Origin of the sequence: Verrucomicrobium sp. BvORR106, from assembly GCF_000739655.1 — a bacterium.
Lineage (GTDB): Bacteria > Verrucomicrobiota > Verrucomicrobiia > Verrucomicrobiales > Verrucomicrobiaceae > Verrucomicrobium.
Genome location: NZ_BATR01000164.1, coordinates 13,525 through 36,352, shown reverse-complemented (window position 1 = coordinate 36,352; position 22,828 = coordinate 13,525). Strand labels below are relative to the sequence as shown.

19 protein-coding genes are annotated in these 22,828 nt (G+C 60.7%); 4 read left to right on the top strand and 15 right to left on the bottom strand.

The genetic code is table 11. From position 1 onward, the window contains the following. Positions 1 to 551 precede the first annotated feature (551 nt). Positions 552 to 1,208 (top strand): SGNH/GDSL hydrolase family protein, encoded by a 657-nt coding sequence (locus BV106_RS29305; RefSeq protein ID WP_038170803.1) that lies wholly within the window; start codon positions 552 to 554, stop codon positions 1,206 to 1,208. Between the two features lie 222 nt (positions 1,209 to 1,430). On the opposite strand, the gene BV106_RS29300 is transcribed toward BV106_RS29305, so the two are convergent. From BV106_RS29300 to BV106_RS29285, 4 genes are all read right to left on the bottom strand, one after another. Next, the gene (locus BV106_RS29300) at positions 1,431 to 2,864 is read right to left on the bottom strand and encodes a DUF1501 domain-containing protein (RefSeq protein ID WP_038170802.1); all 1,434 of its coding nucleotides are present in this window, start codon (positions 2,862 to 2,864) and stop codon (positions 1,431 to 1,433) included. Between the two features lie 41 nt (positions 2,865 to 2,905). Beyond that, positions 2,906 to 5,398, bottom strand: coding sequence for a PSD1 and planctomycete cytochrome C domain-containing protein (locus tag BV106_RS29295; RefSeq protein ID WP_051946469.1), 2,493 nt, complete (start codon positions 5,396 to 5,398; stop codon positions 2,906 to 2,908). A 96-nt stretch (positions 5,399 to 5,494) separates the two neighbouring features. Then, positions 5,495 to 7,771, bottom strand: a complete 2,277-nt coding sequence (locus tag BV106_RS29290) for a redoxin domain-containing protein (protein ID WP_038170800.1) — start codon at positions 7,769 to 7,771, stop codon at positions 5,495 to 5,497. A gap of 167 nt (positions 7,772 to 7,938) precedes the next feature. Further along, positions 7,939 to 8,871 (bottom strand): alpha/beta hydrolase, encoded by a 933-nt coding sequence (locus tag BV106_RS29285; RefSeq protein WP_051946468.1) that lies wholly within the window; start codon positions 8,869 to 8,871, stop codon positions 7,939 to 7,941. A gap of 154 nt (positions 8,872 to 9,025) precedes the next feature. Between BV106_RS29285 and BV106_RS37680 the strand changes: the two genes are divergently transcribed. Beyond that, positions 9,026 to 9,457, top strand: coding sequence for a transposase (locus tag BV106_RS37680; RefSeq protein ID WP_306301643.1), 432 nt, complete (start codon positions 9,026 to 9,028; stop codon positions 9,455 to 9,457). Positions 9,458 to 9,713: 256 nt separating this feature from the next. On the opposite strand, the gene BV106_RS29280 is transcribed toward BV106_RS37680, so the two are convergent. The 8 genes from BV106_RS29280 to BV106_RS29245 form a co-directional block, all read right to left on the bottom strand. Then, positions 9,714 to 10,163 carry an AAA family ATPase gene (locus BV106_RS29280; protein WP_038170798.1) on the bottom strand — a complete coding sequence of 150 codons (450 nt, stop codon included), beginning with the start codon at positions 10,161 to 10,163 and terminating at the stop codon, positions 9,714 to 9,716. A 124-nt stretch (positions 10,164 to 10,287) separates the two neighbouring features. Then, positions 10,288 to 11,355: an ADP-ribosylglycohydrolase family protein gene (locus tag BV106_RS29275; RefSeq protein WP_038170795.1), complete on the bottom strand. Its 1,068-nt coding sequence runs from the start codon at positions 11,353 to 11,355 to the stop codon at positions 10,288 to 10,290. Continuing rightward, positions 11,342 to 11,704: a hypothetical protein gene (locus BV106_RS29270; RefSeq protein WP_038170793.1), complete on the bottom strand. Its 363-nt coding sequence runs from the start codon at positions 11,702 to 11,704 to the stop codon at positions 11,342 to 11,344. The genes BV106_RS29275 and BV106_RS29270 overlap by 14 nt, the downstream gene beginning before the upstream one ends. Further along, a complete protein-coding gene (locus tag BV106_RS29265; RefSeq protein ID WP_038170791.1) occupies positions 11,701 to 11,898 on the bottom strand; it encodes a hypothetical protein in 198 nt (65 codons plus the stop codon). Before BV106_RS29265 ends, BV106_RS29270 begins: the two co-directional genes overlap by 4 nt. Further along, entirely contained in the window at positions 11,895 to 12,449 is a 555-nt protein-coding gene (locus tag BV106_RS29260) for an RNA 2'-phosphotransferase (RefSeq protein ID WP_038170790.1), read from the bottom strand. Before BV106_RS29260 ends, BV106_RS29265 begins: the two co-directional genes overlap by 4 nt. Positions 12,450 to 12,505: 56 nt before the next feature. Next, positions 12,506 to 13,405, bottom strand: coding sequence for an ADP-ribosylglycohydrolase family protein (locus tag BV106_RS29255; protein WP_038170788.1), 900 nt, complete (start codon positions 13,403 to 13,405; stop codon positions 12,506 to 12,508). Between the two features lie 7 nt (positions 13,406 to 13,412). After that, complete coding sequence (locus tag BV106_RS29250; RefSeq protein WP_038170785.1) at positions 13,413 to 13,853, bottom strand: NADAR family protein; 441 nt, start codon at positions 13,851 to 13,853, stop codon at positions 13,413 to 13,415. A 9-nt stretch (positions 13,854 to 13,862) separates the two neighbouring features. Further along, a complete protein-coding gene (locus tag BV106_RS29245) occupies positions 13,863 to 14,558 on the bottom strand; it encodes an NUDIX domain-containing protein (protein ID WP_038170783.1) in 696 nt (231 codons plus the stop codon). 113 nt (positions 14,559 to 14,671) lie between these two features. Here BV106_RS29245 and BV106_RS29240 point away from each other — a divergent pair, with 113 nt between their 5' ends. Together BV106_RS29240 and BV106_RS36430 are read left to right on the top strand one after the other, a co-directional pair. Further along, a complete protein-coding gene (locus BV106_RS29240) occupies positions 14,672 to 15,265 on the top strand; it encodes a hypothetical protein (RefSeq protein ID WP_038170781.1) in 594 nt (197 codons plus the stop codon). A gap of 47 nt (positions 15,266 to 15,312) precedes the next feature. Next, complete coding sequence (locus BV106_RS36430; RefSeq protein ID WP_051946467.1) at positions 15,313 to 16,101, top strand: hypothetical protein; 789 nt, start codon at positions 15,313 to 15,315, stop codon at positions 16,099 to 16,101. 336 nt (positions 16,102 to 16,437) lie between these two features. On the opposite strand, the gene BV106_RS29230 is transcribed toward BV106_RS36430, so the two are convergent. From BV106_RS29230 to BV106_RS29220, 3 genes are all read right to left on the bottom strand, one after another. After that, on the bottom strand, positions 16,438 to 18,159 hold the full coding sequence (locus BV106_RS29230; RefSeq protein ID WP_038170975.1) for an FAD-dependent oxidoreductase: 1,722 nt from the start codon (positions 18,157 to 18,159) through the stop codon (positions 16,438 to 16,440). Positions 18,160 to 18,262: 103 nt separating this feature from the next. Continuing rightward, entirely contained in the window at positions 18,263 to 21,931 is a 3,669-nt protein-coding gene (locus BV106_RS29225; protein ID WP_038170779.1) for a PVC-type heme-binding CxxCH protein, read from the bottom strand. Positions 21,932 to 22,041: 110 nt separating this feature from the next. Further along, positions 22,042 to 22,782 (bottom strand): N-acetylmuramoyl-L-alanine amidase, encoded by a 741-nt coding sequence (locus BV106_RS29220; RefSeq protein ID WP_051946466.1) that lies wholly within the window; start codon positions 22,780 to 22,782, stop codon positions 22,042 to 22,044. Positions 22,783 to 22,828: the final 46 nt, after the last annotated feature.

Here is a 22,828-nt window from a genome sequence, read left to right as displayed (position 1 = left end):
CTCCGGGATGGGATCTATTTGCTGAGGGTACCGGAGGTGTTCGGTCGCTACGCTCCCTCGACCTCCGGCTAAGGGCTGCGATGCCTCCGGCATCAGTACATTGGGGCCTCGATCGCTTTTATGGCAATGCCAACAGGGAAAAGCTGGCGAGGTCGATGATCTACCTTTGGCGAACGAGCTGAGGGCTGAAGGCCCAAGGTTGGTGGTAGTTTTAGATGTAGAGGGCTGTAGGCCCAGCGTCATTCAGGAATGCTTTGTCGTGGGCAGGCTTGATGAGGCCGGGCTTTCAGACTTCAAGGGTTGTTTGGTCATCTATTCCTTGGGCGTTGCCCAAGGCTGGGTATTACGCCGGGCCTTCGGCTCACCTGAGGTGGCATTTGTATCCGTTTCCCTGATGGCATTGGCTCATATGCGGCCGCCCACTGGTGAGGTCCGGGCTGGACCGACGAGGTGGCGGCATCTCATTGGTTCCATGCTGGCAGCCAAGAGTTGGACGGTCGCCAAACTTTTCTTGCATTCGTCCTGCTTCCGTCCAATCCAGAGGGACTCGAATGAAAACCATCCTCTGCTACGGCGATTCCAACACGTGGGGCTATGACCCCGTGGCCACCGCTGCGTCGACCTTTCCTCGCAGGCATGCTCACGATGTGCGCTGGACGGGCGTGCTGGCCCGTGAACTGGGAACTGGCTACCGAGTGGTGGAAGAGGGGCAGAACGGACGTACAACCGTGCATGACGATCCCATCATGGGAAATCGCAACGGGCGGGACTACCTCCCTGCGTGCCTGGAGTCGCACAAGCCGATCGATCTGGTGGTGCTCATGCTGGGCTCCAATGACCTGAAGATGATGTTCAACCTGCCCGCCGGTGAGATCGCCGCCGGAGCTGGACAGCTCGTGAAGATGATCCGGCAAAGTGAGGCTGGTGTGGAGGCAGCGGCACCGCCTGTGCTCCTGCTCTGCCCGCCTCCCGTGGGCGACATGAGTCATCTGCCGGATCTTGATGAGAAATTCACCGGCGTGGCCGCCAAGGCAAAACGCTTCCCTCAGCACTACGCCGCGGTGGCCCAGCAACAGGGCTGTGCCTATCTCAATACCCAGACCATCGTTACTCCAAGCACGGTGGATGCCCTGCACCTGGAGGCCGGTGAGCATGAGAAGCTCGGCAAGGCCGTGGCGGAGAAGGTGAGGGGTTTGTTGGGGGATTGAGGAAATACAAATTTAACCACAGAGGCACAGAGAACACAGAGGAATGAAACTGAGGTTTAGACAGAATTAACAGAATTTACGGAATTAGATTTAGCTTCTGACTAACGTGCAAGAGCACCATGAGCTGAAGCTTGAACCTTAATTTTGTTAATTCCGATAATTCTGTCTAAAAAGTCATTCCTCTGTGCTCTCTGTGCCTCTGTGGTCAATTCGAACGCGCACCTACGTCATGATTTCCTTTACCACGTTGCCATGCACATCGGTGAGCCGGAAGTCGCGGCCGGCGTAGCGGTAGGTTAGCTTTTCGTGATCGAGCCCCAGGAGGGCGAGGATGGTGGCGTGCCAGTCGTGGATGTGGACCTTGTTCTCGACGGCTTCGTAGCCGTAGTCGTCGGTGCTGCCGTAGGAGAGGCCGCCTTTGACGCCGCCGCCAGCCATCCAGAGGGTGAAGCCTTTGTTGTTGTGATCGCGGCCATCACCTGACTGTCCGTGTGGGGTGCGGCCGAATTCGCCACCCCACATCACAAGGGTGTCTTTGAGCAGGCCGCGCTGTTTCAGGTCGGTGAGCAGGCCCGCGATGGGCTGGTCGATGGCGCTACAGTTGCGCTCCAGGTCGGCGGTGAGGTTGCGGTGCTGGTCCCAGTTTCCCGCAGACACTTCAATGAATCGGACGCCGGCCTCTGCAAAGCGGCGGGCCATGAGGCACTGGCGGCCGAAGGTCTCCGTGGCGCTGTTGTCCAGGCCGTAGAGCTTTTTGGTGGCCTCGGTTTCCTTGGCCAGATCCATGACCTGCGGCACGACGTTCTGCATGCGAAACGCGAGTTCGTTGCTCTGGATGACGCCTTCGATCTGGGGATCGTAGCCCTCCCGCTGGAGTTTGGCACGGTTGAGCGTCTGCATGAAGTCGAGCTGGGTGCGCTCCACCTCCGCAGGATAGCGGGGGTTCGAGATGTTGCTCATGGTCTCCTGCCCGCCCGCGTTGCGGCGTCCCGGGCCTGCTCCAGCACCGGGAAAACCGGCTGCACCGATCTTCGTGCCCTGGTAGATGGCGGGGAGAAAGGCGCTGCCGTAGTTCTTGGCGCCACCGTTCTGGGCTGGGGGATTGATGGTGATGAAGCCGGGGAGGTTCTCATTGAGCGTGCCCAGGCCATAGAGTGCCCACGAGCCAAGGGATGGCCGGACGAACTGGGACGTACCCGTGTGCATCTGGCTGAAGGCCTGGGGATGGTTGGGCAGATCCGTGTGCATGGACCGGACCAGGCAGAGATCATCAGCATGTCCGGCCACCTGAGGAAACAACTCAGAAATCCACAAGCCACTGTGACCGTGTTGCTTGAACTGGAACCGCGGGGCCAGAAGCGTGGCGGGTCCGCCGCGACCTCGTCCCGATTCCTTGCCGTCATCTGCCACCAGCTTGGGCTTGTAGTCAAACGTGTCCAGGTGGGAGGGGCCACCGGACATGCACAGGAAGATGACGCGCTTGGCCCTGGGCGCGAAGTGGGGTGCCTTCGCCGCGAGCGGAGACGCTCCGCCTGCGGCACCCTGTTCGGCGGCCCAGGTGGAAAGCGCACTGAAAGCCAGGTAGCCGAACCCGCTGGAAGTGCCCTGGAGGAAGCGACGGCGGCTAAAAGGGAGCGGTTCGCCAGAGAGGTTCATAGGGGCAGGGTGTGGAGTTGAGTGGGCGGGAGTTGTGAAAATCAGTCCAGATGCCGGAACTCAGCGGATGCCATCAAAGACTGACAGAAGGCGCTCCAGGCGTAACGGGTGAGGTCTGTACCTTTCGACTTGGCCTTGGCGACGTCCTGGGTGTACTCGCTGAAGAAGGTGTAGGCGGCACGAACCTCCTCCGCGGTGGGCGCGCGACCCAGAGCCGTCCAGAAGGCGAACTGAATGCGACCGGGCTGATCTTTGGCCGATGCATAGACGCGGCGGGCAAAGGCGTCGCTGAGCTCCTGCACCTGCTTGTTGTTGAGCAGATAGAGGCTCTGGGCAGGCACGTTGGTGGATTCCCGATCACCAGTGACGAGGCTGGGGTTGGCGAAGTCGAAGAGGGACAGCGCCTCTGGAACCAAGTCCCGGACGACCGGAAGGTAGACGGAGCGGTCGTAGCGAGGCTCCTGCAGGGTGGTGAAGAGGCGGAAGAGCCCCTCGCGTCCCTCACTGGCCCGTGCCACCACGGAGCCCTCCTGGGGATAGAGGTCCAACTTGCCGCTCACCAGAAGCATGGCGTCCCGGAGGGACTCTGCATCCACCGTGCGGCTGGTCATGCGCCAGCAGAGGGTGTTCTCAGGATCGGCTGCGAAATTCTGCGGAGCATGCAGGGTGGCGAGCTGGTAGGTGCGGCTGAGAACGATCTCGCGCACCATCTTCTTGATGGACCAGCTCTGATCCATGAATTGCAGGGCCAGGTGGTCCAGCAGCTCCGGGTGAGAAGGCTTTTCTCCCATCGCGCCGAAGTTGTCCACCGTGGGGACAATGCCCCGGCCAAACAGCCAGCGCCACATGCGGTTCACCATCACGCGGGCGGTCTGGGGATTGTCGCGGGATGCCAGCCACTCTGCCAGATCCAACCGGCCGCTGCCGCGGGTAACATGGGGAGGGGTTTCCTGAAACAACACTTGGACGAAACCTCGGGGCACCACAGCGCCGGGCTGGGTGGCCTCCCCACGGTTGAAGACGGGGCTGTCCACGGGGCGGGCCCGGTCATACACCCCCATGGCCAGGATACGGGCATTCCCGCTTTCATCGTAACGGTTGAGCTCGCCTGAGAGCGTGCCGATCTGCTGACGCAGGGCGAGGAGGCGGAGGTTGTCTGCTTCTTTCCCGGCACGTCGCGCTGCCTGAGCGGTGCGGAACGATTCTGCCTGGGTGCCTTTGGCCTCCTCCAGCCTGCCGGCCAGTTGGGCACGCTGGGCGGGGGAGATGCCCTCAAATCCCGCGGACATGCCAGACTCGTGACCGAGGTCAATGAGGTCGGAGGCATTCTGGTTCTGCAGCCCGCGATTGGTTCCATAGAGCGTCTCGCTGCTGAGGAAGATGCCCGCCAGGGCGTAGTAGTCCTTCTGTGGGATGGGATCAAACTTGTGATCGTGGCAGCGGGCGCAGGCGATGGTGATGCCCAGGACCGATTGGGAGAGGGTGTCGATCTGTTCGTCTGCGAGTTCGAGGGCAAACTGCCGTGGGTTTCGCTCATTTTGAGGCTTGGACCCGATGGCCAGGAAGCCGGTGGCGACGATCTTGCGGCTCTGATCGGCGGCATCCTTGAAGGGGAGGAGATCCCCGGCCACCTGTTGTTTCACAAACTCGTTGTAGGGCAGGTCGCGGTTGAGGGCATCAATGACCCAGTCGCGGTACCTCCAGGCGAAGGGGTAGAGTACGTTGGCATCGCGCCCGGCTGACTCCCCGTAGCGGGCGACATCCAGCCAGTGGCGGCCCCAATATTCGCCAAATCGTTCGGAGGCGAGGAGGTTGTCGACGACCTTGGCAAAGGCATCGGGCGATGTGTCCTTCACGTACGCCTGGATGAGGTCGGGCGTGGGGGGCAGACCAGTGAGATCAAAAGTCACGCGCCGCAGCAACTCCAGCCTGCCCGCATCGGCGACGGGTTGAAGCCCTTTTTCTTCAATCCGGGCGAGGATGAAGCGGTCGATATCGCCCCTGGGCCAGTTCGTGTTCTTGACCGTTGGAGTCGGGGAGGCCTTGGGCGGTTGAAATGCCCAGAAAGCACGGCCTGCGGCGATATCGATCTCTTTCTTCTGCCACTGGGCGGAGGCAGCATTTGCATCGGCCACGGTGGGGCCGGTGCGGGGATCCGGGGCGCCCATCTTCACCCATGTTTCGAAGTCAGCGATGACGCTGTCGGGAAGCTTGCCCTTCGGGGGCATCTCCATGTCCTTGTTGCCATAGCGGATGGCCGCGATGAGGATGCTGTCATCGATATTTCCGGGAACCACGGCGGGACCGTTGTCGCCTCCGTGGAGGGTGCCGTCTTTGGTGTCGAGGACGAGGCCGCCCTTCACCTTCTTGGCAGAGGCAGAGTGGCAGTCGTAGCACTTCTCCACCAGCACAGGGCGGATCTTGCGCTCGAAGAAGCGGGTTTGTTCGTCCGAGAGCGCGACATCCGCTCCGGTGAGGGCGGGTGCGAGTGCCAGGGCAGCGACGGCGGGAAGGAAGACGGGCACGGGCTTCATGGCACGGGCAGGCAGTGGTTACCCTGTACAACCGCGGATTGCTCCGGGAGTTGCACAGAGAAAAGGACAATTTCTGGTGATGCAGCTCGGTGGGGCTCAACGGCCGGCCACTTTGGGCGCGACGTAGGGCACATAGTGCTCCACGTAGCCGATCATCATCTCGTCGAAAGTCTGCTGACCCCAGCGCACGCTCTTGGTCGGGTCGGGATTCGCGGGGTTGCCGGTGCTGTTGTCGTAAACGGCGGTTACCTTGACGATGCTGCCGCGGGGAATCAGCTTGGGCTGGGCCAGGTTGTAGGCGAGTTGCCAGTTGAAGTCGTAGCGGGGAATATCGAGCAACACCTCCTGTTTGCCATCTGGGTAGGTGACCTCGTATTTGAACGCCTTGCCCCGTACGTGCATGTGCGCCATGAAGGCGGTCATCATCATGTCAAAGGGAAGCTTCTGCTGGGCGGTTTCCACGTGATTGGCCTCGCCTGCCGGGATGTTGAGCCGGGGTTGGGCCACTGCGTTCACGTGCACCACATACTGAGGCGGCTGGGGGGCAAACTTGAAACCAATTTTCAACTGGTCCTGGGTGGCCTTGCCATTGGGGGTGTAGTGGATCTGGAAATGCAGGGTGGCTCCCGCGGGGAGCTTCTTGGCAAAGCCTTCTGGCAGAATGCGGGAGCTGTTTCCAGGGACGTAGGCGGCGTAGTAGCCTTCGCGCTCGGCACGATCTTCATCCTTGGTGCCGGACTTGCCCTTCTCCACGACCTTCACGATCACGTGGTGGACGACACCGCGGTCGGTGGGAACGATCTCGTAGGACTGCACCCAGCGGTCTTCAGGGAAGTTGGTTGGCACGGTGACATTCTGATAGGGCATGGTGCCCTCCGCCTTGATGTTGATGGGTTGGCCCAGCTGGAAGATCGCGTCGGGCTCGCCGATGGACCAGCCGCTGTGGAACTTCCGGGGTAGGGGGGCGTCTGCAATGTCTCCCTGAGGGCGGCCGGACTCCAGCCAGGATAGGAGTGTGGACTTGTCCTGATCGTTCAAGGAACGGTCGTTGGCCCAGGGCGTGTCGTGGGTGGAAGTGGTGGGCGCGGCGAACCATGGCGGCATGGCACCGCGGGTCACCTGCTTCTTGATCATGCCGGCATTCTTAATGACGTCGGCGTAGGTCTCGAGGCTGAAGGGGGCCAGACCATCCTTGCGATGGCATTCCACGCAGTTGGCCTGGAGGATACGGGAAATATCACGATGATAGGAGGATTGGGCGGGTGCCGCGTTGGCCGCAACATCGGGCTTGGCGGCATCCAGATCCAATGCGCACCCAGGTGCTGTGGTGGCGGCGATGGAGGGCGATTCACCGCGCAGGAGGGAGGCGAGAGCATCGCGCAGGAACTGTTTGCGGGGAGCCTCCAGTTGATAGCCCAGACCGTACTGATCGTTGATGGCGCCGCGATACGTGAGGGTGCGGGCGGCATCCAGGAGGAACACCTCAGTGGTTACGGTGGCTTTCAGCGCCTGGGAAATGGCCAGTGATTTGTCATGCACCAGTGGTGCGGTGAGACCGAACTTCGTGGCAAAGGCTTTGATGTCCTCCGGGGTGTCCGTGGGGATGGCGTTCACCAGCAGGAAGGCGACGTTGTCCTTGGCGCAATCTTTCTGCAATCGGGCGAGCTCCGGGCCGAGTTTGCCGCTGAGGGGGCAGGAGGCGCTGAACCATGCCAACACGATGGCCTTGGACTTCTTGTAGTCGCTAAGCCGCTGGGGGCTGCCGTCGGCAAGAGTGAGCGTGAGATCTGGGATGAGGTGTCCCACGAGGTGATCGCTGGCTTTGAGAACCAGGGGGCCTTCCGTGAGCGTCTTGTCGAGCTCCACAGGTGGTGGGGGTGGAGTGTCACCGGGGTCCTGGCCGTTCTGGAAAATGAGCCTCACCTTCTGGCGGGCTTCCTCCTTGGAGACCAAGCCATCGCCATTGGCATCCAACCGGGTGCGCCATTCTGCCTGGGGCAGCTCTTGGGAGTCCAGTTGTCCGTCGCCGTTGCGGTCCAGCCGCTTGAAGAGCTTCTCCAATCGGGGACCTGTGGCCGCTTCCGCAGGGGAGGTTTGTGCAGGAGTTTCGTCCTTCGCCTTCTTCTTCTTGGCCAGCTGCCAGAGGGCGAGGGCCGCTCGGGACTCCTCCAGGGTGAGGGTGCCGTCTTTGTTCAGATCCAGCTTGGGGAGGTAGACCTCGCCGTTGAACTCGTCCCCGGTGATCTTTCCGTCAGAATCGCGGTCGAACTGGCGAAACTTGTCCTCGATTTCGTCGGCGCGGAGGCTGGTCCAGGGCAGAGCCGCGGCCGCGGTGAGGAGAAGGACGGGAACCTTGGGGGTGGGGAACTTCATGGCAGGGCAGAACGGGAAAAGGTGGTGCTCGAAACGGGGAGTGGCTGCCAGGCTGGCCCGCCATTTCCCCCCTCGTCCTGCATGAGACGATCACACCGCAGGGCTGGTTACGATAGATCCAAAATTCCAGAGTTTTGGATTTGGATGCGCTGCCGAGAATCTGACCCTCAAAGCAGACCGAGTGAGCGGAGGAAAGCTTCCGTCTTGGTTTGGGTGTCATCGTAGAGCGGCTTGGTGCGCATCAAGTAGCCGTGGGCACCGCCTTCGTTGATGTCGAGTTCGCAGCGGTTGCCAGCCTTAATCATGGCTTCGTGGAAAGCTTTGGCTCCTTTGAAGGGCGTCACGGTATCGCCGGTGCCATGGAAGACCAGAGTGGGTGGTGCTCCGGGAGTGACTTGGTGGGCGGGGGAGATGGTCTGCCAGTCCTTCCCGACCTTGGCATTGCCATAGCCTTCGGCAGAAGTGTCGATCACGGGGAAGAGCAGCACCAGCGCGTTGGGCTTGCAGGAGACCGATGTGTCTTCACCGGTTTCGTTGATGCCGTCAAAGAAGGCGGTGGCTGCGGCGAGATGCCCGCCGGCGGAACCCCCGCTGACAATGATCTTATTGGGATCAATGCCGAGTTCCGCAGCGTGAGCGCGGACGTATCGCACTGCCGAGCGGGCGTCTTTAACGCAATCGAAGACCGTCGTCTGGGTTTTGGCGTTGTAGAGGCGGTATTGAACGCTGATACCCACCATGCCGAGCTTGGTGAAATGGGCTGCAAAGGGGAACATGCGCGCGGGTGTCATGCCGCCCCAGCCGCCGCCGTGAATGGTGATGTAGCAGGTGCGCTTGTCTGTGGTTTTGAAGCCAGCGGGTTCAAAGATGTGAAGCTGAAGCTGGCGATCTCCGATGGTCTTGTACGTGATGGAGCGGGTGGGCTGCAGGCCTTCGCCAAGGGTGTCGACGTAGTCCTTGGATTTGGGTTTTGCAGGGGCGGGTGAGGTTGCTGTGGTGGGGGTGGGAGTTGTGGTGGGGGGCGTGTCGGCTGAAGGTGCGATGGTGGTTAGCAGGCCGGAGAGGGCGAGGATGTTGAAGGCGGGCGGGAGAAAACGCATACGACGGTCTAACGATGTGGAAGGGCGGGGTGTTGCAGTGGGGTGTGGAGGGGGAGGCGGATGCAAATGCCCATGCTGACATCGATGCTCGTCCCGGAGGGACGTCGGAATGTAGCCGGTGGTGACAACCACCGGATTATTGGTCTCAGGCTCAATGCGTCCCGGAGGGACGCCGGATCGGATTGCGATTGGATGGATTGTGCGCCAAAATTGCCGGATGCCGTCAACGCATCTGGCTTTCCATGTTCACGTTGTCTTCAGCACCAAAAATCGTGAACCGTGGCTTGCCCCAACGCCTCGGCCTCGTGTTCATGAGTACATTGGTGGAGTACTCACGGCAGAGAACGTGTTTCCTCATATGATTGGAGGAATGGGGGATCATCTCCATGCACTGATCGGCCTAAGGGCCACGCATTGTCTCGCCGACGTTGTGCAACGAATGAAGAGCGTGTCTTCACGATGGATACACGAGGAACTGCGTCTGGCGGGATTTGCCTGGCAGGAGGGATATGGAGCGTTCTCCGTTAGTCCGTCTCATCTGGAACGCGTGGCCCGGTCCAGAATCAGGACAAGCATCACCGGGTAAAGTCGTTTCAAGAAGAGTACGTTGAGATGCTGCAAGCGGGGATGGTGGCGTACGATGAGCGCCATTTGTGGTAGGGGCCGATCCGGCGTCCCTCCGGGACGCGGGTGGTAGGGTAGGAGGTGGTCCGGTGGTTGTCACCACCGGCTACTGTCCGACGTCCCTCCGGGACTGATGAAATGCACGCGCCACCGCAAAGACGCCCGGCATGAACCGGGCGTCGTCCAGGGCTTCCAAAGCCCGCATTTTGTTTTCAAGATCATCGAATCTCACAAGCATATTCCTCCACGATGAACGAGCCTGCTTCGATGCGGACGACGCTCAATTGATCATAGCCTTCATCGTACGAAGGCGGTTCGAGGTTCTTGGCGGCGGTCAGGATGGCCACTTCCGGCACCCGGGCCATGCCGATGCGGGTGGTGTTGCGTCGCAGCGCCTCTTCCACATCGGCATCAAAGAAGTACCCATGAATGGAGAAGTGGTTGAGCCGTGCCCTCCGGATGTAGTCCGCCCTGGCTGCCCGGGTGAGGTTCGTGTTGTCCACGACCATCTGGGCCTTGCCTTCCAGGCAGGCGCGGTAGAGGATGGACTCCCGGTGCCGGGTGCGCAGCATGTCGAGGTTGATGCGGACGTGCGTGTCAGCAAACCGTTGCTTGTAAAACAACGACTTGCCTGAGGCCGGGATGCCGGTGAAGAGCATGAGTTGCATGGGGAGGTGGCACGATGGCGTGAGTTCTGGAATGGAGAAAACTCTGCCTTCGCAGGTTCCATGACTATTAAGTCAGGTATGAAGGGCCGTGTGAGACGGTGATGCTGGGGGCGCGTGGCGGGAGTCAGTACGGCGGCAAGAGCCGACGGAATCCGTGGCAGAGTACCACAAATAGGAACAAGAGATTCCGTGGCAGCACCAGGGCCCAATGCGGTTTGTCTGGAATGGACGCCGATGGAGAACTCGGGTCAAATGCGGCCAGATGTCTGCCTAGATCAAGCAGATACTCTTGAGTTGTCGGCCAGTCGCACCAACCTTTTCTCCATGGGGTGGGGATGCCATGGATGCCAACGTCAAGGCCAGCCAGGGCTCCGGCCATGGCAGCAACCGTGTCGGTATCGCCGCCGCAACGAACCACCTCGGTAAGCGTGTCCGAATAGTTGCCGCGATGGTGGAGCCAGGCATAAAGGGCAATTGGAACGCTGTGGTAGATGTATCCAGACACACGTCGGGTGCAGCCAAAGCGAGCGGCAAATTCGGAAACAGATACTTGTGCTCCATGGCAGCTTTGGATCAATGACACGGCGTTACGCCATTCTTGATCTATGCTGAGACTTTCCCACGTGAGAAACAATTCCTCCAAGGGCGTGTCTGCCGCCCGGATCCACGCGGCGGAATGGGCCAGGGCCAAGGCTCCGGTGAGGGCCTTGGGATCCGTGTGAGTCAGCCGCGTGGATGCGGTGACGTACAGTATTATCAGGTCTGGTGATCCAGGCAGAACGGCGCCGATGACGCTGCTGCGCATGCCAGGTCCATTGCCGGCGGAGAAGACGCCATTTCGTCCCGGTTTCCATCCCAGCCAGAGTTTGACCAGGGCGCGCGCGGTGGCGAGCCCGACTCCAGCAGGCAGGAGCAGCAGCCACCATCGCAAATGTCTGGCCAGAGTTGTTTGAAACAACTTAGTGTCTCCCCGGCACTTCAGGATGGCCAGGGCGGTGAAGACGAGGTGCTCGGTATCATCACTGCCCATGCCCCGTCCTGCGATGAAGCGATGCGTGAGCGGCCCTGGCCAGAGCCGGGCGATGCGCTGTCGGGAGAGTCCTTCCGAAGGAAGGCCCAAGGCATCGCCCAGCGAGGCTCCCACCACGAGACCCTGCAGGCGTTCAACGACCGGGATGTTATTGGGGGCCATAGTTGGCGACCACTTCAATGGTGCCTACGATGTGGTCATTGAACTCTTCCAGCTCTTCGGCCGGAACCCAGAGTTCTTCGTGCTGTGAGCCACCCACAATCTGTCGGTCGAATCGGGAGATGTACTCGGCGTCGATCTCGAACTTCAGGACATGTCCCGAGCCAGAGGCTGCGACATTCCAGTCCCGGGCAATTTGTGCCGCATAGGCCTCATTGAGCACTGGGTAGAAGATCGGCTGGTCTGGGAGGCGGGGCGGGAAGCGCTTCCAGGCCGATGCCGAGATCAGTTCCAACTCTGCGGGACCGACAGGGCGATACAGCGTGACGGTTGGTTTGGGTTCTGCGTTCATTGGGGATGAGGGAAGGCGGCTTGGAAGGCATTCAGCACGGGAGTGCCTGAAGAGGAATCGTAGATCGCAAAGACAACACGTTGGAAGGTGCCCCCGAATGGCCCGTCGGGTCCGAGCTGTTCTGCAAAAACCTGTGCCACCTGGGCAGAGGAATCTGCCCGTGAGCTTCTCTTGCCGGAGATCTTGGTTGTCATGAGGGGAAATCGATGAAGCTGGCGGGCACATGGTCAGTGAGCCAAACCCCATTGGTTGAAAGGTAAAAAGGGTGTCCCGCGGTGTGCATGGTGCTGGCCTGGACGGTCAAAACGACCGGTTTGCAGCGGCGCGTGCCAACGATGCGAGCGATGGCGGGATCCGCAGAGAGATGAACATGATGGCGCTCGCCTTTGACCAGGCCTTGGGACCGTATGGGATCGAGGAAATCTTCCACTGTGCCGTGGTAGAGCACGGCGGGCGGAACCTGTGGAGTGTAGCCCAGATCGACTTCCACAGAATGTCCCTGGGAGGCCCGGATGCGGGAACCGTCGGCGTTGAACTCGAAACGCTTCTTCTCGTTGGTGTTGACCAGAAGCTGGAGCGTGGAGAGGTCCAATCTGGGGCCATGACGATTGCAGGCATCGATCAACTCATCAGTCGAGGCCCAGCCAGCCTCATCCAGCACGAGGCCGATCTCCTCAGGTTTGTGGCGGAGCACGAGACTGAGAAACTTGCTGGTTTGAGTGAGAGCCTTGGGGGAAGGTTGCATTGAAGTTGGCAAAGGGGAGGTTTGGAAAGTTGCTGATCGAAGCGCGCTGTTACTGACTAGGGAGGAATCGGCTCTCTAGAGTCGAGCCATTCTTGAGGAATGCTCGGCAGCCCGGCGGACAGGGCGACGATGCTGCCCACGATGGCGCAGGTGGTGTCGCGGTCCCCAAGGCCGCTCACGGTGGACCAGATGGCGGCAGGATAACTGCTCCAGTGTCTGGCGGCGCACCACAGCGCGAAGGGGACAGTGTCTTGTGCCAGCACCCGCTCGCCGCTGCCCAGCATGGCGGCGACCACTCCAGGAGGGCGGGTGAACGGAATGTCCATGGCGCGACGAATGATGCTGCGTGTCTCGCCATCGGGAAGGTGACCCTGAACGTGGGCGAGAAGCTCTGGGCAGGTTTCACGCCCCGGATGATTCACGGCATACGCGGCGGCCAGGGCGACTGCCATGGCACCGGCCTGACCTTCAGGATGGCTGTGAGTCACTGCTGCGGAGCGTTGAGCCTGCTCCAGGATCACTTCCACAAGATCACAGGCAAACCATGCCCCCAACGGGCCAGCGCGCATGGCTCCGCCATTGCCCATGGAGCCCATGCCGTCGAACGCTTCCGATGCTGCGACCTGCCACGAGGTGCCGCTGGCAATGGACCGAAGAATCCGGTGCGCGGTGCCGCCATATCCTCTCCCAGGATCTCGCGTGTAGCGGTTGGCGAACGCTTGGGCGAGCTTGTCCTGATCGATGGTCCCAGATGACGAGAGCACCTCCACCACGGACTGGGCCATGATGGTATCGTCGGTGACAAACCACACTGGGGGTGGTGGACTGCGATGCAGGAGGCGAAGCTCGATGATCTGATCTGACACAAAGAACTGGTCGCCAAACGAGTCGCCAACCGAAAGGCCGGTGAGCGATGCGGAGGCGCGCTCCAGTCGAGAGTGATGATCGGATTTCACGGTGGATTCAGGAGGTTCGCAGCTGATCTCGCAATTCCATGAGCAAGATGCCGAGACGGTTCTTTCCAGAACCATCGCCGCCATCGGCCCAGTACGAGTCGTTTTTGGTGTGTTCGATCAGTTGCGCTTCACCTGTGGACAGGAGGAGGGATTGCAGATCCTGGTGTTGCGTGAACTTCGCGCGCAGGGCTTTCCTCATGACGTCATCTTTTACCGCGTCCCAGTCTTTGCGAAGCGGTCGCTGGCGGGATCGGCCCATGCGTGCGGCCACCATGGGGGAGGCGATCATTCGAATCGCTTCCTCATGTTCGGTGTCGGCAAATTTCTGAGCCTGGAAGTAATGCTCTGTGGTGGGCCAGCGCTTGTTGTTCAGCACGAAAGGATGCGCGGAGAAGTTGGAGAACGCGCCGTACATTCCCTTGGTGCTGTAGAAGAGGATGGGTTCCATGAAGGGGGGTTAGAGACTGAAGTTGAGACCTTCTTTGCGGAGGCGTTCGTAGCGGCGTCGGTCAAAGGACCAGAGGGCGGCGGCACGATGAGCCACGTCTTGTTGGACTTCGCCTGTGTCTTTGAGCAGATCCATGGCGAGGAACCTTTTGCGAAAGTTGCGTTTGTCGAGGGCCTGACCCAGCACGGCTTCATAAAGATGCTGCAACTGTGTGAGGGTAAACTTTGAGGGAAGAAGCTCGAAGCCGATCGGCTCGTACCGGATCTTGGACTGAATGCGGCGGTGCGCTGTCTCGAGGATCTGGTCGTGGTCGAAAGCCAGTGGGGGCAGTTCGCTCAAGCTGAACCACGCGGCCTGCGCGGCATCGGTCGCAGCCTGAGGAGGGTGATCCAGCAGATGCACCAGGGCCATGTAGGCGACAGTGATGACATGCTCACGGGGGTCCCTCTCGGGGGCGCTGAAAGTGTAGAGCTGTTCCAGGAAGACCTTCTGCAAGCCCGCCTCCTCCTGCAATTCGCGGCGTGCCGCTTCATCAGTGGACTCACCCACCCGGACAAAACCTCCCGGAAGAGCCCACTTCCCCTGGAAGGGCGGGAGGGCCCGTTGGATGAGCAAGACGCGCAGTTCGTTTTCTGAGGCGTCATACCCGAAGATCACGGCGTCCACCGTGAGGGCGGCTCTTGGGTATTCGTAGGTGAAGCTCATGGTGTAACATCTACACTATGCATTGTGTGATTGCAACACTAAGGTGAAAGCTCGATGTAAACTTGTGCAATGATGCAGGCCGTGAAATGGTCTCTCAATCCTCCCCACCGTTGATGAGCGAACCCCACGAGACCTTTTTTGCTTCAGGAATTCTGTTCGCCCACTTTCACCTCGATCCGGTTGGGCGATGTGCCTCGGGGCATGCTTTTTGGAACTACCCAAGCGGCAAGAGGTGGATCGAGGGCTGCTATGCTTTCGGGGTGCGCCGCGGGCTGTGGAGGGAATACTCCGAGGAGGGAGAGGTGCTCAGTCTGGTGGAGTTCGGCGAGGGAGAGTATGCAAAGTCGCAAGTAATCCCGGCCTTGTCAGACATCGCAATGACGCCTGATAACACCTTGCTTCTGGTGGAGGAGCACGGGTTCAAACGCTGGTTGTGGATCATGGATCGCCCCGCAGCGGACTTATTGGACTGGTGGAGAGGGCTGTTTTCGGTGGAGCCGTACTTTTATGGCGCCGGGCCCTTGCCGGGGACGTTGATCGAGGTTCGGGGTCAGGAAGCCGAAGAAGTCTGGGATCGCTTGAGCCTCACCGGCCTTTGTCATCGAGGACATTTGCATGAAGACGACGATTCGTGGCTGGAAACGCCTGCCGGAGAAAGAGTTCATCCGCGGGCGTACGATGTCTGCAACTTTTTCGAGATGGGGTGAAGTTGGGTCAGGTTTCGGGAGTTAGGATTTGTCTATTTCACTACTCAATGACTAATCAACCGTTTGATACCTATATGCTGTGGGACCGCGTCCAGAAAGACGACGGAGACACAGTCAGCTCATCTATCGCACAATGGCAGCGTGACAATCCACAGGAGGTGGAATGGCTTGGTCAGCTTCCGGATGTGGTCGGAGACGTGGTTCCGAGAGTTTCAGATGGAGATTTGTGGGGGCTTTACGCGCTGTCGAGGGTGGCTGATGTTTTGATCTCGAGAATTGAGGAGCATCATGGATTTTTAAGTGCCTACCGACAGTTCATGCTGGGGCTCGGGTTGCAGGAGGTGATCCAAGGAACTTTTCATCCATTTTACCATGAGATTTCCCATGTTTGGCAGGCGTCTGAACCAGAAGCTTCGGTGGAGATCTTAGGCACGATTTGGCCGGGATTTATGCTCGGCTCCCTCATGATTTCCCGGGCCGGGGTGTCAGTAGCAGCGGGGACGCGATCAGTTCAAAAAGACATTGCCGAGAGCTCGACGATTTATTGGACGCATCGTCGAGGTTCTCGTCCGTGTGAAGATTTGTCGGTAGGTTGGGGACACAACTCCCAGTGGCGGACGAGATTCCGGCGAGACTACAGGACGGCAAGTTCGTTCATGTACAACGTGGATGCGAGGGGGGAGCCTTCAGATCCGCCGCTTGAAGAACATGCAAGGGTGGAGCTCGTCAGGCATCGGTGTTTCATCCATTGCAACCAGGAGCACCGCGATTTGTTTCCGTACGGCGAGACGTATGTGGAAGCGAGGGATTCTGATACAAATGGTTTCTCTGCGTGATAGCGGAGGGGGCAGGGGAGACTTGAACGTGCGTCCCTGCGGCGACTGAGCCGACGGGGACCGTCGGACTACTCCTGGCGAGTTCCTCGGGGGTAGTTCGGACGTGCCTTACGACTTTGGGAGCGGAAGGTGGGGGCTTGCTGAGGACTCTCAGGTGATAGCCCGTCAGACCGCCGCAACTCCTTCGGAGAAGGTCACCATCTCTCGCTTACCCTACGTAGACTCGCTGGAAGCTCGTCAACGTTGGGCTTGGAGCCACATCCTCTTCGAGGAAGAGATTCCGTAAGGCTCCTCTCAGCACTTCGTGGATAGGTGCATTTGCTCAGTTCGCCCACGTCAATGCCCTGAACTGCCCCACTCCTTCTTCCACTCCAGTACTTGCTTGTCCTTCAGCAGTTGCTCGCGGAGCTTTGCTTGGTCCACGTTCTGCACGGTGACTCCCGCATCAAGTGCCTGGCAGGCGGCGGTGGCGGCGGACTGGCTGGTAACCATGAAGACGGGCTCCATGCGGATGCTGCTGAAGGCGGTGTGGCTGGCGGAGAGGGCGAAGGTTACGTAGAGGTTGGTGCATTCTGATGCCTTGGGCACAATGGCGCTGTAGCCGATTGGGTAGGGGGGAGCACCGTCGCGACCGCCTGCGGTCTTGCCTTCGCGTTGCACCACGCCGTCTTTGACGATGCGGCGAATCTCATGGGTGTCGGTGCCGTAGGAGCCCAAGCCCACAGAGTGAGCGGCGATTTGGCGACCGAAGGTGTGATGCTCAGTCAGCACAAGGTCGGACACCATGCGGCGGGCTTCGCGAATGTAGAGCTGGTGAGGCCAGCCGCCGTTGTCCTTGAACTCATCTTTGGGCAGACCATAGCGCTTCATATCCGCGCGGACTTTCTCGGGCACACGGGAATCTGTGGCCAGGAAGTGCAATAGGCCCCGGTGATAGTTCTCGTGTTCTTTTGCGATCTCAACGCGCCGATCGTACGAGGCCTCGGGCCACTCCCAACTGGCTCCGGGGAGATTGCCGCCAAACGTGGCAGTGTTGAAATCCCATTTGTCATTGGGCAGGGCGTCGTGCTTGGAGAACCAGCGGAGATCCATGTCATCCCCCATGGCCAGGCAGCCGGCGATGAATCTGGCAACGAGCTCGTAGCGTTTGGGATCGTAGTCAGTGGGAGGAGAAATAGGGAGCCGGTCAGGGGCAGTGCTGAGGCAGAGGCGGAAACAGTAGGCCTGGACGCCGGGGGCGGGTTCGCCTGGAGTGCCGGGGTCTCCAGCATTCAGCAGTGGCAGCAAGCCGCTATTGGGATCGCCCGGGACGACATAGGGATCGAGGGGCAGGTCTCGGTCCCAGACACCCTGGCCGCCCTTCACGCGGCCGGTGGGGCCCGGTTTCAGATGGTTGGTGCGGGGCTGATACTTCGGATCATAGGAAATACCGTTGTACGTCTCGCCATACTTGGCGTTGCCTTCCCGGGTGATGGTGTAACTGACGCCGGCTTTGGCCATGAGATCGCCTTCATAAGTGGTGTCCACATACATGCGGGCGCGGACGGTTTGACCGTCTGCCAACACGATTGCCGTGATGTTGGCACCATCTTTCTCTGCTTTGGCGAGCCGGCTGTCGAAGCGTACGGTCACCCCCGCCTCATTCACCATGTCATTGAACACTTGTTCGGCGACATGCGGTTCAATGGAATAAGCGCCGCCCGTGGCAGGGCCGCCTCCTTTGCTGATGAAGGGCTTGTCCCACTCCAGCGTCTTGCCGTAGCCCGCAACGAGGCGGGTGAAGTATTCCTTCGCAATCCCGCCCACGGTGCGCGGATCGCCAATGTCCACCGCGCTGAGGCCCCCCGAAGTCATGCTTCCCAGATGGCGACCTGGCTCCAGCAGCACCACCTTCTTCCCCATGCGGGCGGCCTGGACGGCGGCGGCCACGCCACCCGAGGTGCCACCGTAGACGCAGACATCTGCCTCCAAGATGGCAGCGGAGGGAGATTGCGCCCACGCGGTGAGCGAGCAGGCAGCACTGCAGGTGAGGAGGGTGAGGAAAGCGGGGCGTTTCATGCGTGCCAAAAAGAACGCCATCCCTCGGGTCGCCCTAACAGGTTAGATATAATGACCAGTGTAAGAGAGAGGGATGGCGCGTTTCGAGACGCAGAAACTTTGACTACTTTGCCGCTGGCGGGGACATCAACTCCTGCACGGTCCAGAAGGTGGTCCGGCCTTCCGTGGCGGCGCGGACGGCCTTCACCTCGTCCACCGTGATGGGGGCGGAACTGTTGCCAAACTGGCTGCGGATGTACGTGGCCACATGGGCGATCTGCTGGTCATCCAGACCCATGGGGGGCATGGGAATGGGGGCCGCGACGCCATAGGTCTGCCCGGAGACCGTGATGGGGCCGGTGAGACCGTGGATGACGATTTTGATGAAGGCCGCCTTGTCACCGTTCACCCACTCGCTGTTGGCCAGAGGGGGGTAGATGCCTGGAAGCCCCTTGCCCTCAGGCTGGTGGCAGTTGAGGCACAGGGCGTCATAGATGGTCTTGCCGGGATGCTCCACCGTGGCGCCCTGATTGGCCAGATCCCGCACATACGCGACCTGGGTGGCACTGCCGCCGAAGGTGAGCTGGCCAGCCGCTAGCGCCGGTTTCCAGACGGGTTTCAGACCACGTACGGACTGCTTGAGGGCGTAGTCCAGGAACTTGTCGCGAGGCTGATCCAGCACCTGCATGGCGGCTTCCACCGCGGCGGGTTGTTGGAAATAGCTGGCCGCCACTACTGCCTCCAGCCTTACCCGTGGGTTGGCATCGAGGGCGGCATTCTTCAAGAGGGCCAGACTCTCCGGCAGCCGGTCATGCCAAGATGCCAGCACGCGGGCACCGTACGCACGGACGCGGCTGTCCTGGGCAGTGGCGAGCTTTTGCAGCACCTCCAGGCTCGGAGATTCATGGGCCTCGTACACGCCGCAGACTTCCATGAGCAGGTGCTCGTTTTCAGCCTTGGACAGGTCAAGCCCTGCCACAAGAGCGTCAGCGGCTTTCAGGGCATCGGCAGTGGGGGTGTCAAAGAGCAGACGCTTGGCCTGATAGCGGGTCCAGCGCTCAGGGGAGCGGAGTTGCTCCAGTAGTTCCGCCGGCTTCATGGCAGCCAGGTTGGGTTGCTTGACGGGTGCATAGCCCTTGGCCGTGATGCGCCAGATGCGCCCGTGCCGGCGATCACGACGGGGATCTGCGTAGCTGGCCTGGTAGTGACCGATGACTGGATTGAACCAGTCTGCCAGGTAAATGGCTCCATCAGGGCCCACGCTCACGTCCACCGGGCGGAAGGCGGTCTCACTGGAGCGCAGCAGCTTGGGAAGCTGTTCACTCTTGAACCCGGAGCCGTCATCCTTCAGGCGGTGCAACTCCACCACATTCCCAAAGTAGCCGCCGATCAGGGCGCAGCCCTGGATGTCTTTGGGCAGGGCTTTGGTGCCGATGAAATCAATCGCAGTGGTCTTGGGGCTGGTGTCGAAGAGGGCTCCCGTGGGGTGATACTCGTCGGGATCCGCCAGCTTGGTCATGCCGGGCACGGTGTAGTAGCCCACCGGGCGGTCGCCGCTCTTGTGGAAGACTTGATTGTAGTCGTCAAAGGCCACACCCCAGCAGTTGTGGCCGGCCTTGCCGCCGTTGAAGAAGGCGTCCATGCGCCGGGTTCGAGGATTCCACCGCCACACGCCGGCCTTGTCCAGGCGGGAGAGACCCCACTCCGTCTCCACGCGGGAGAAGGCATGCAGCCCCTGGCTGAACCACAATGAGCCATCTGGACCGTGGCAGATGGAGTTGACGAGCTGGTGCGTGTCCCCAATGCCGAAGCCGGAGTAGAGCACCTCCTTCACATCCGCCTTTCCGTCGCCATCGGTGTCTTTGAAGTGGAGGATCTGGTCGAAGTCGCACACGTACAAGCCGCCTGCCCCTGGCTCCAGGCCCTGGATCATGGTGAGACCCTCCGCGAAACGGTGGGATTTGTCGGCCTTGCCGTCGCCGTTGGTGTCTTCCAACACGAGCACGTAGTCAGAGGGCTTCACCCCCGGAATGGCCTGGGGGTAGGTGGGAGAGCAGGCGACCCAGAGGCGCCCTTTTTCGTCCCAGGAGAACTGCGTGGGCTTGGCCACACCTTCGATTTCAGAGGCAAAGAGATTGGCCTCATAGCCTTCTGCAAGGGTGAAGCTGGCGAGCTGCGCTTCAGGAGTCAACGGTGCCTTCTCCTCCTGGACAATCTCAGGAGCGGGAGGCGGCTCCGGGGGCTTCTCTCCCTTGGCCAGAGCATGGATGCGGGCATCCAGACCGGCGATGAGGGGCTTGTGTTTCTCAAAGCTCTCGCGCAGCGAGGGTTCGTCTCCACCCGCCTTGCCGAAGAGCTGGGTGACCCGGTCTCCATACACAAAGGACCAGTTGGCCGGCCGCCAGCAGTCGAACCAGAGGCGGTTCTTCTCGACAATGGCGTCGCGGAGCGGGCCGAGGTTTTCCGCCTCACTCACGCTGGCGCCCAGTTGGGTGGCGATGAGCTTCGCCACCGTCCGCAGGCCCTCAGCATTCAGATGCAAGCCATTGTCCGTGAGTCGGGGTGATCCGGCAGCGCGCTGGGAAAGCGGAGTGAAGAGATCCACATAGATCGCTCCCCGGTGGCGGGCGACATCCTGGATGGCTTTGGCATAGGCAGCCACGTCCTCGTTACGCTTGGTCAGATCCGGAGCCTGCGGGGAGGCTGGCTTTTCAAAAGGAATGGGGGAGATCAGGACGAGGCGCGGCGTGCGGGAGGCGAACTGGTCGATCAGGCGGTGGTACGCGGAAACAAACTCCGGGATGCGGCCTTTGCCGTCGAAGGATTCCACCTGGCCAAATTGCGCCAGCACCGTGGTGGCTCCCGTGGCGTCCAGCTGGCCTTTCCATGAACCGAAGTTCAGGTCGCGCCATTGTTCATACACCGTGTCGCCCTCCCAGGCCATGGAGCGAAAACTTGGCTCACGGCTGGCATAGGACGAGGTGAGGATGGCCTCCAACTCGCCAGCCTTTTGCTCCCGCACCAGATTTGCCTGGCCTGCCAGGGCGATCACCTCTTTGTCCGCAATTTGAAACTTCCCACCTTGCCATGGGGCGAGGGCCACGTTGAGGGCAGGCAAGTCGCCAAAGCGATTCAGCACTTCTTGTTCAGACGGCACGAGGGTATCCGGCAGCACCTCCAGTTTGATGTCCCGGAAGGCGATGACCGCTTTGCAGTTGCCGTGAATCTGGAGGGCGATCACGCCATCGGATTCAATGCCTGCCTCACGCTCCACATAGTCGATGGTAAGCTTGCCATTCAGAAAGATCCGGATGCGCGGGCCTTCGGCACGGATCTCGTACTTGTTCCACTCCCCGGGTTTCTCCGTGCTGGTGATCAAAGCTTTGTCCGCTGTGGCCATCATCTTCTTGCGACGGGATTCGTCGTAGAGACACCCGGTATAGCCCGCGCCGATGTCGGCCTGGAAGCCGGACATTTCGTTGGGGGGATTGGGGATGCGCTTGCTGCGGAACTGCACCCCGCCGTTCACGAAACCTTCCGTCCCGTCCAGCTTGTACTCCAGCTGCAGGGTGAAGTTTTTGTAGCTCTTCTTGGTGGTGAGGAACTCGTTCTGGGGATTCCCCTCCATCGAGCCGCCCACAATGGTGCCGTCAGTGATCCGCCAGACTTTGGCGGTCTCGCCCTCCCAACCGTCGAAGGTCTTGCCATCGAAGATAGGAACAGGGGCAGCGAAAAGGGGGCTGGCGCAGACAAGGGCGGCGACGACAGCAAAGCGGGGAGGCGGAAACAGCATGGGACCGGTGGAAGGGTAAGGAGAAAATGAGGACGGAAGGAAAGGGAATCTCCCCTCCGATCTTTCACAAGTCCTGATTCCAGGCGGTTTCAAGCTGGCCCGATGGCGGCCTAGAAGCTGTCCCGCGCGTCCGAGCCCTTGCTGGGCGGGGCGATGATCGGGGCGGGCAAGGGTCCCATTCCGGCATCCCCGTGCCGCTTCTGGTCTTTCAACGCGTTGGCGATGGCCCTGGCCAGCTTGGCCCGATACTCCGGCGTCTTGAGCAGCGCTGCTTCCCGGGCATTGGTCAGGTAACCGCATTCCACCAGCACGCAGGGAATCTCGGGGTTGCGGGTGAGCCGTAGACGGCGTCGTACGAGCCCGCGGTTGCCGGATTCCACCGAGCAGGCGCTCATCAGGTTCTGGTGCAGGCGGCGGGCCAGCGAGGAACTGTCCACCCGCCACCAGTAGGTCTCCGGCCCCGCCAGGCGACGGGGACCGTAGTTGAAATGCACGCTCACCAGCACGCCGCCATCGTAGCGGTTGGCCTTGCGCACCCGGTCGTCCAGGTCCACGAACTGGTCACCGTCCCGGATCATCACGACACGGAAGTCGCCAGCCAGCTCCTTCTTCACCCGCTGGGCGATGTCCAGCGTCAGCTCCTTCTCCATCTGCCCCCGGGCTCGTGCACCAGAATCCTTGCCGCCGTGGCCTGCATCCAGCACCACTGTGCTGAAGCCCTTGGGACCAGGCTTGTTCCCATAGATCTCCTGGTGGCTGGCGGTCTGGCAGGCTGCCAGGAGACCCAGCAGTGCTGCGCCCAGCAGGCGGAAGGCCGGTTTGGGGAGCTGAGAAATGGAGGGTGGCATCATATTACGGATCGCAAGGGTTGTGCCGTCGAATCCCGTTCATGTGTGG

Bases quoted from the DNA above. Each gene is read 5' to 3' on its own strand.
- BV106_RS29245 (WP_038170783.1), bottom strand. From the start codon at position 14,558: ATGAGCTTCACCTACGAATACCCAAGAGCCGCCCTCACGGTGGACGCC.
- BV106_RS29275 (WP_038170795.1), bottom strand. From the start codon at position 11,355: ATGGCCCCCAATAACATCCCGGTCGTTGAACGCCTGCAGGGTCTCGTG.
- BV106_RS36430 (WP_051946467.1), top strand. From the start codon at position 15,313: ATGACTAATCAACCGTTTGATACCTATATGCTGTGGGACCGCGTCCAG.
- BV106_RS29265 (WP_038170791.1), bottom strand. From the start codon at position 11,898: ATGACAACCAAGATCTCCGGCAAGAGAAGCTCACGGGCAGATTCCTCT.
- BV106_RS29225 (WP_038170779.1), bottom strand. From the start codon at position 21,931: ATGCTGTTTCCGCCTCCCCGCTTTGCTGTCGTCGCCGCCCTTGTCTGC.
- BV106_RS29285 (WP_051946468.1), bottom strand. From the start codon at position 8,871: ATGCGTTTTCTCCCGCCCGCCTTCAACATCCTCGCCCTCTCCGGCCTG.
- BV106_RS29270 (WP_038170793.1), bottom strand. From the start codon at position 11,704: ATGAACGCAGAACCCAAACCAACCGTCACGCTGTATCGCCCTGTCGGT.
- BV106_RS29305 (WP_038170803.1), top strand. From the start codon at position 552: ATGAAAACCATCCTCTGCTACGGCGATTCCAACACGTGGGGCTATGAC.
- BV106_RS29295 (WP_051946469.1), bottom strand. From the start codon at position 5,398: ATGAAGCCCGTGCCCGTCTTCCTTCCCGCCGTCGCTGCCCTGGCACTC.
- BV106_RS29300 (WP_038170802.1), bottom strand. From the start codon at position 2,864: ATGAACCTCTCTGGCGAACCGCTCCCTTTTAGCCGCCGTCGCTTCCTC.
- BV106_RS37680 (WP_306301643.1), top strand. From the start codon at position 9,026: ATGCGTCCCGGAGGGACGCCGGATCGGATTGCGATTGGATGGATTGTG.
- BV106_RS29220 (WP_051946466.1), bottom strand. From the start codon at position 22,782: ATGATGCCACCCTCCATTTCTCAGCTCCCCAAACCGGCCTTCCGCCTG.
- BV106_RS29260 (WP_038170790.1), bottom strand. From the start codon at position 12,449: ATGCAACCTTCCCCCAAGGCTCTCACTCAAACCAGCAAGTTTCTCAGT.
- BV106_RS29250 (WP_038170785.1), bottom strand. From the start codon at position 13,853: ATGGAACCCATCCTCTTCTACAGCACCAAGGGAATGTACGGCGCGTTC.
- BV106_RS29240 (WP_038170781.1), top strand. From the start codon at position 14,672: ATGAGCGAACCCCACGAGACCTTTTTTGCTTCAGGAATTCTGTTCGCC.
- BV106_RS29230 (WP_038170975.1), bottom strand. From the start codon at position 18,159: ATGAAACGCCCCGCTTTCCTCACCCTCCTCACCTGCAGTGCTGCCTGC.
- BV106_RS29280 (WP_038170798.1), bottom strand. From the start codon at position 10,163: ATGCAACTCATGCTCTTCACCGGCATCCCGGCCTCAGGCAAGTCGTTG.
- BV106_RS29290 (WP_038170800.1), bottom strand. From the start codon at position 7,771: ATGAAGTTCCCCACCCCCAAGGTTCCCGTCCTTCTCCTCACCGCGGCC.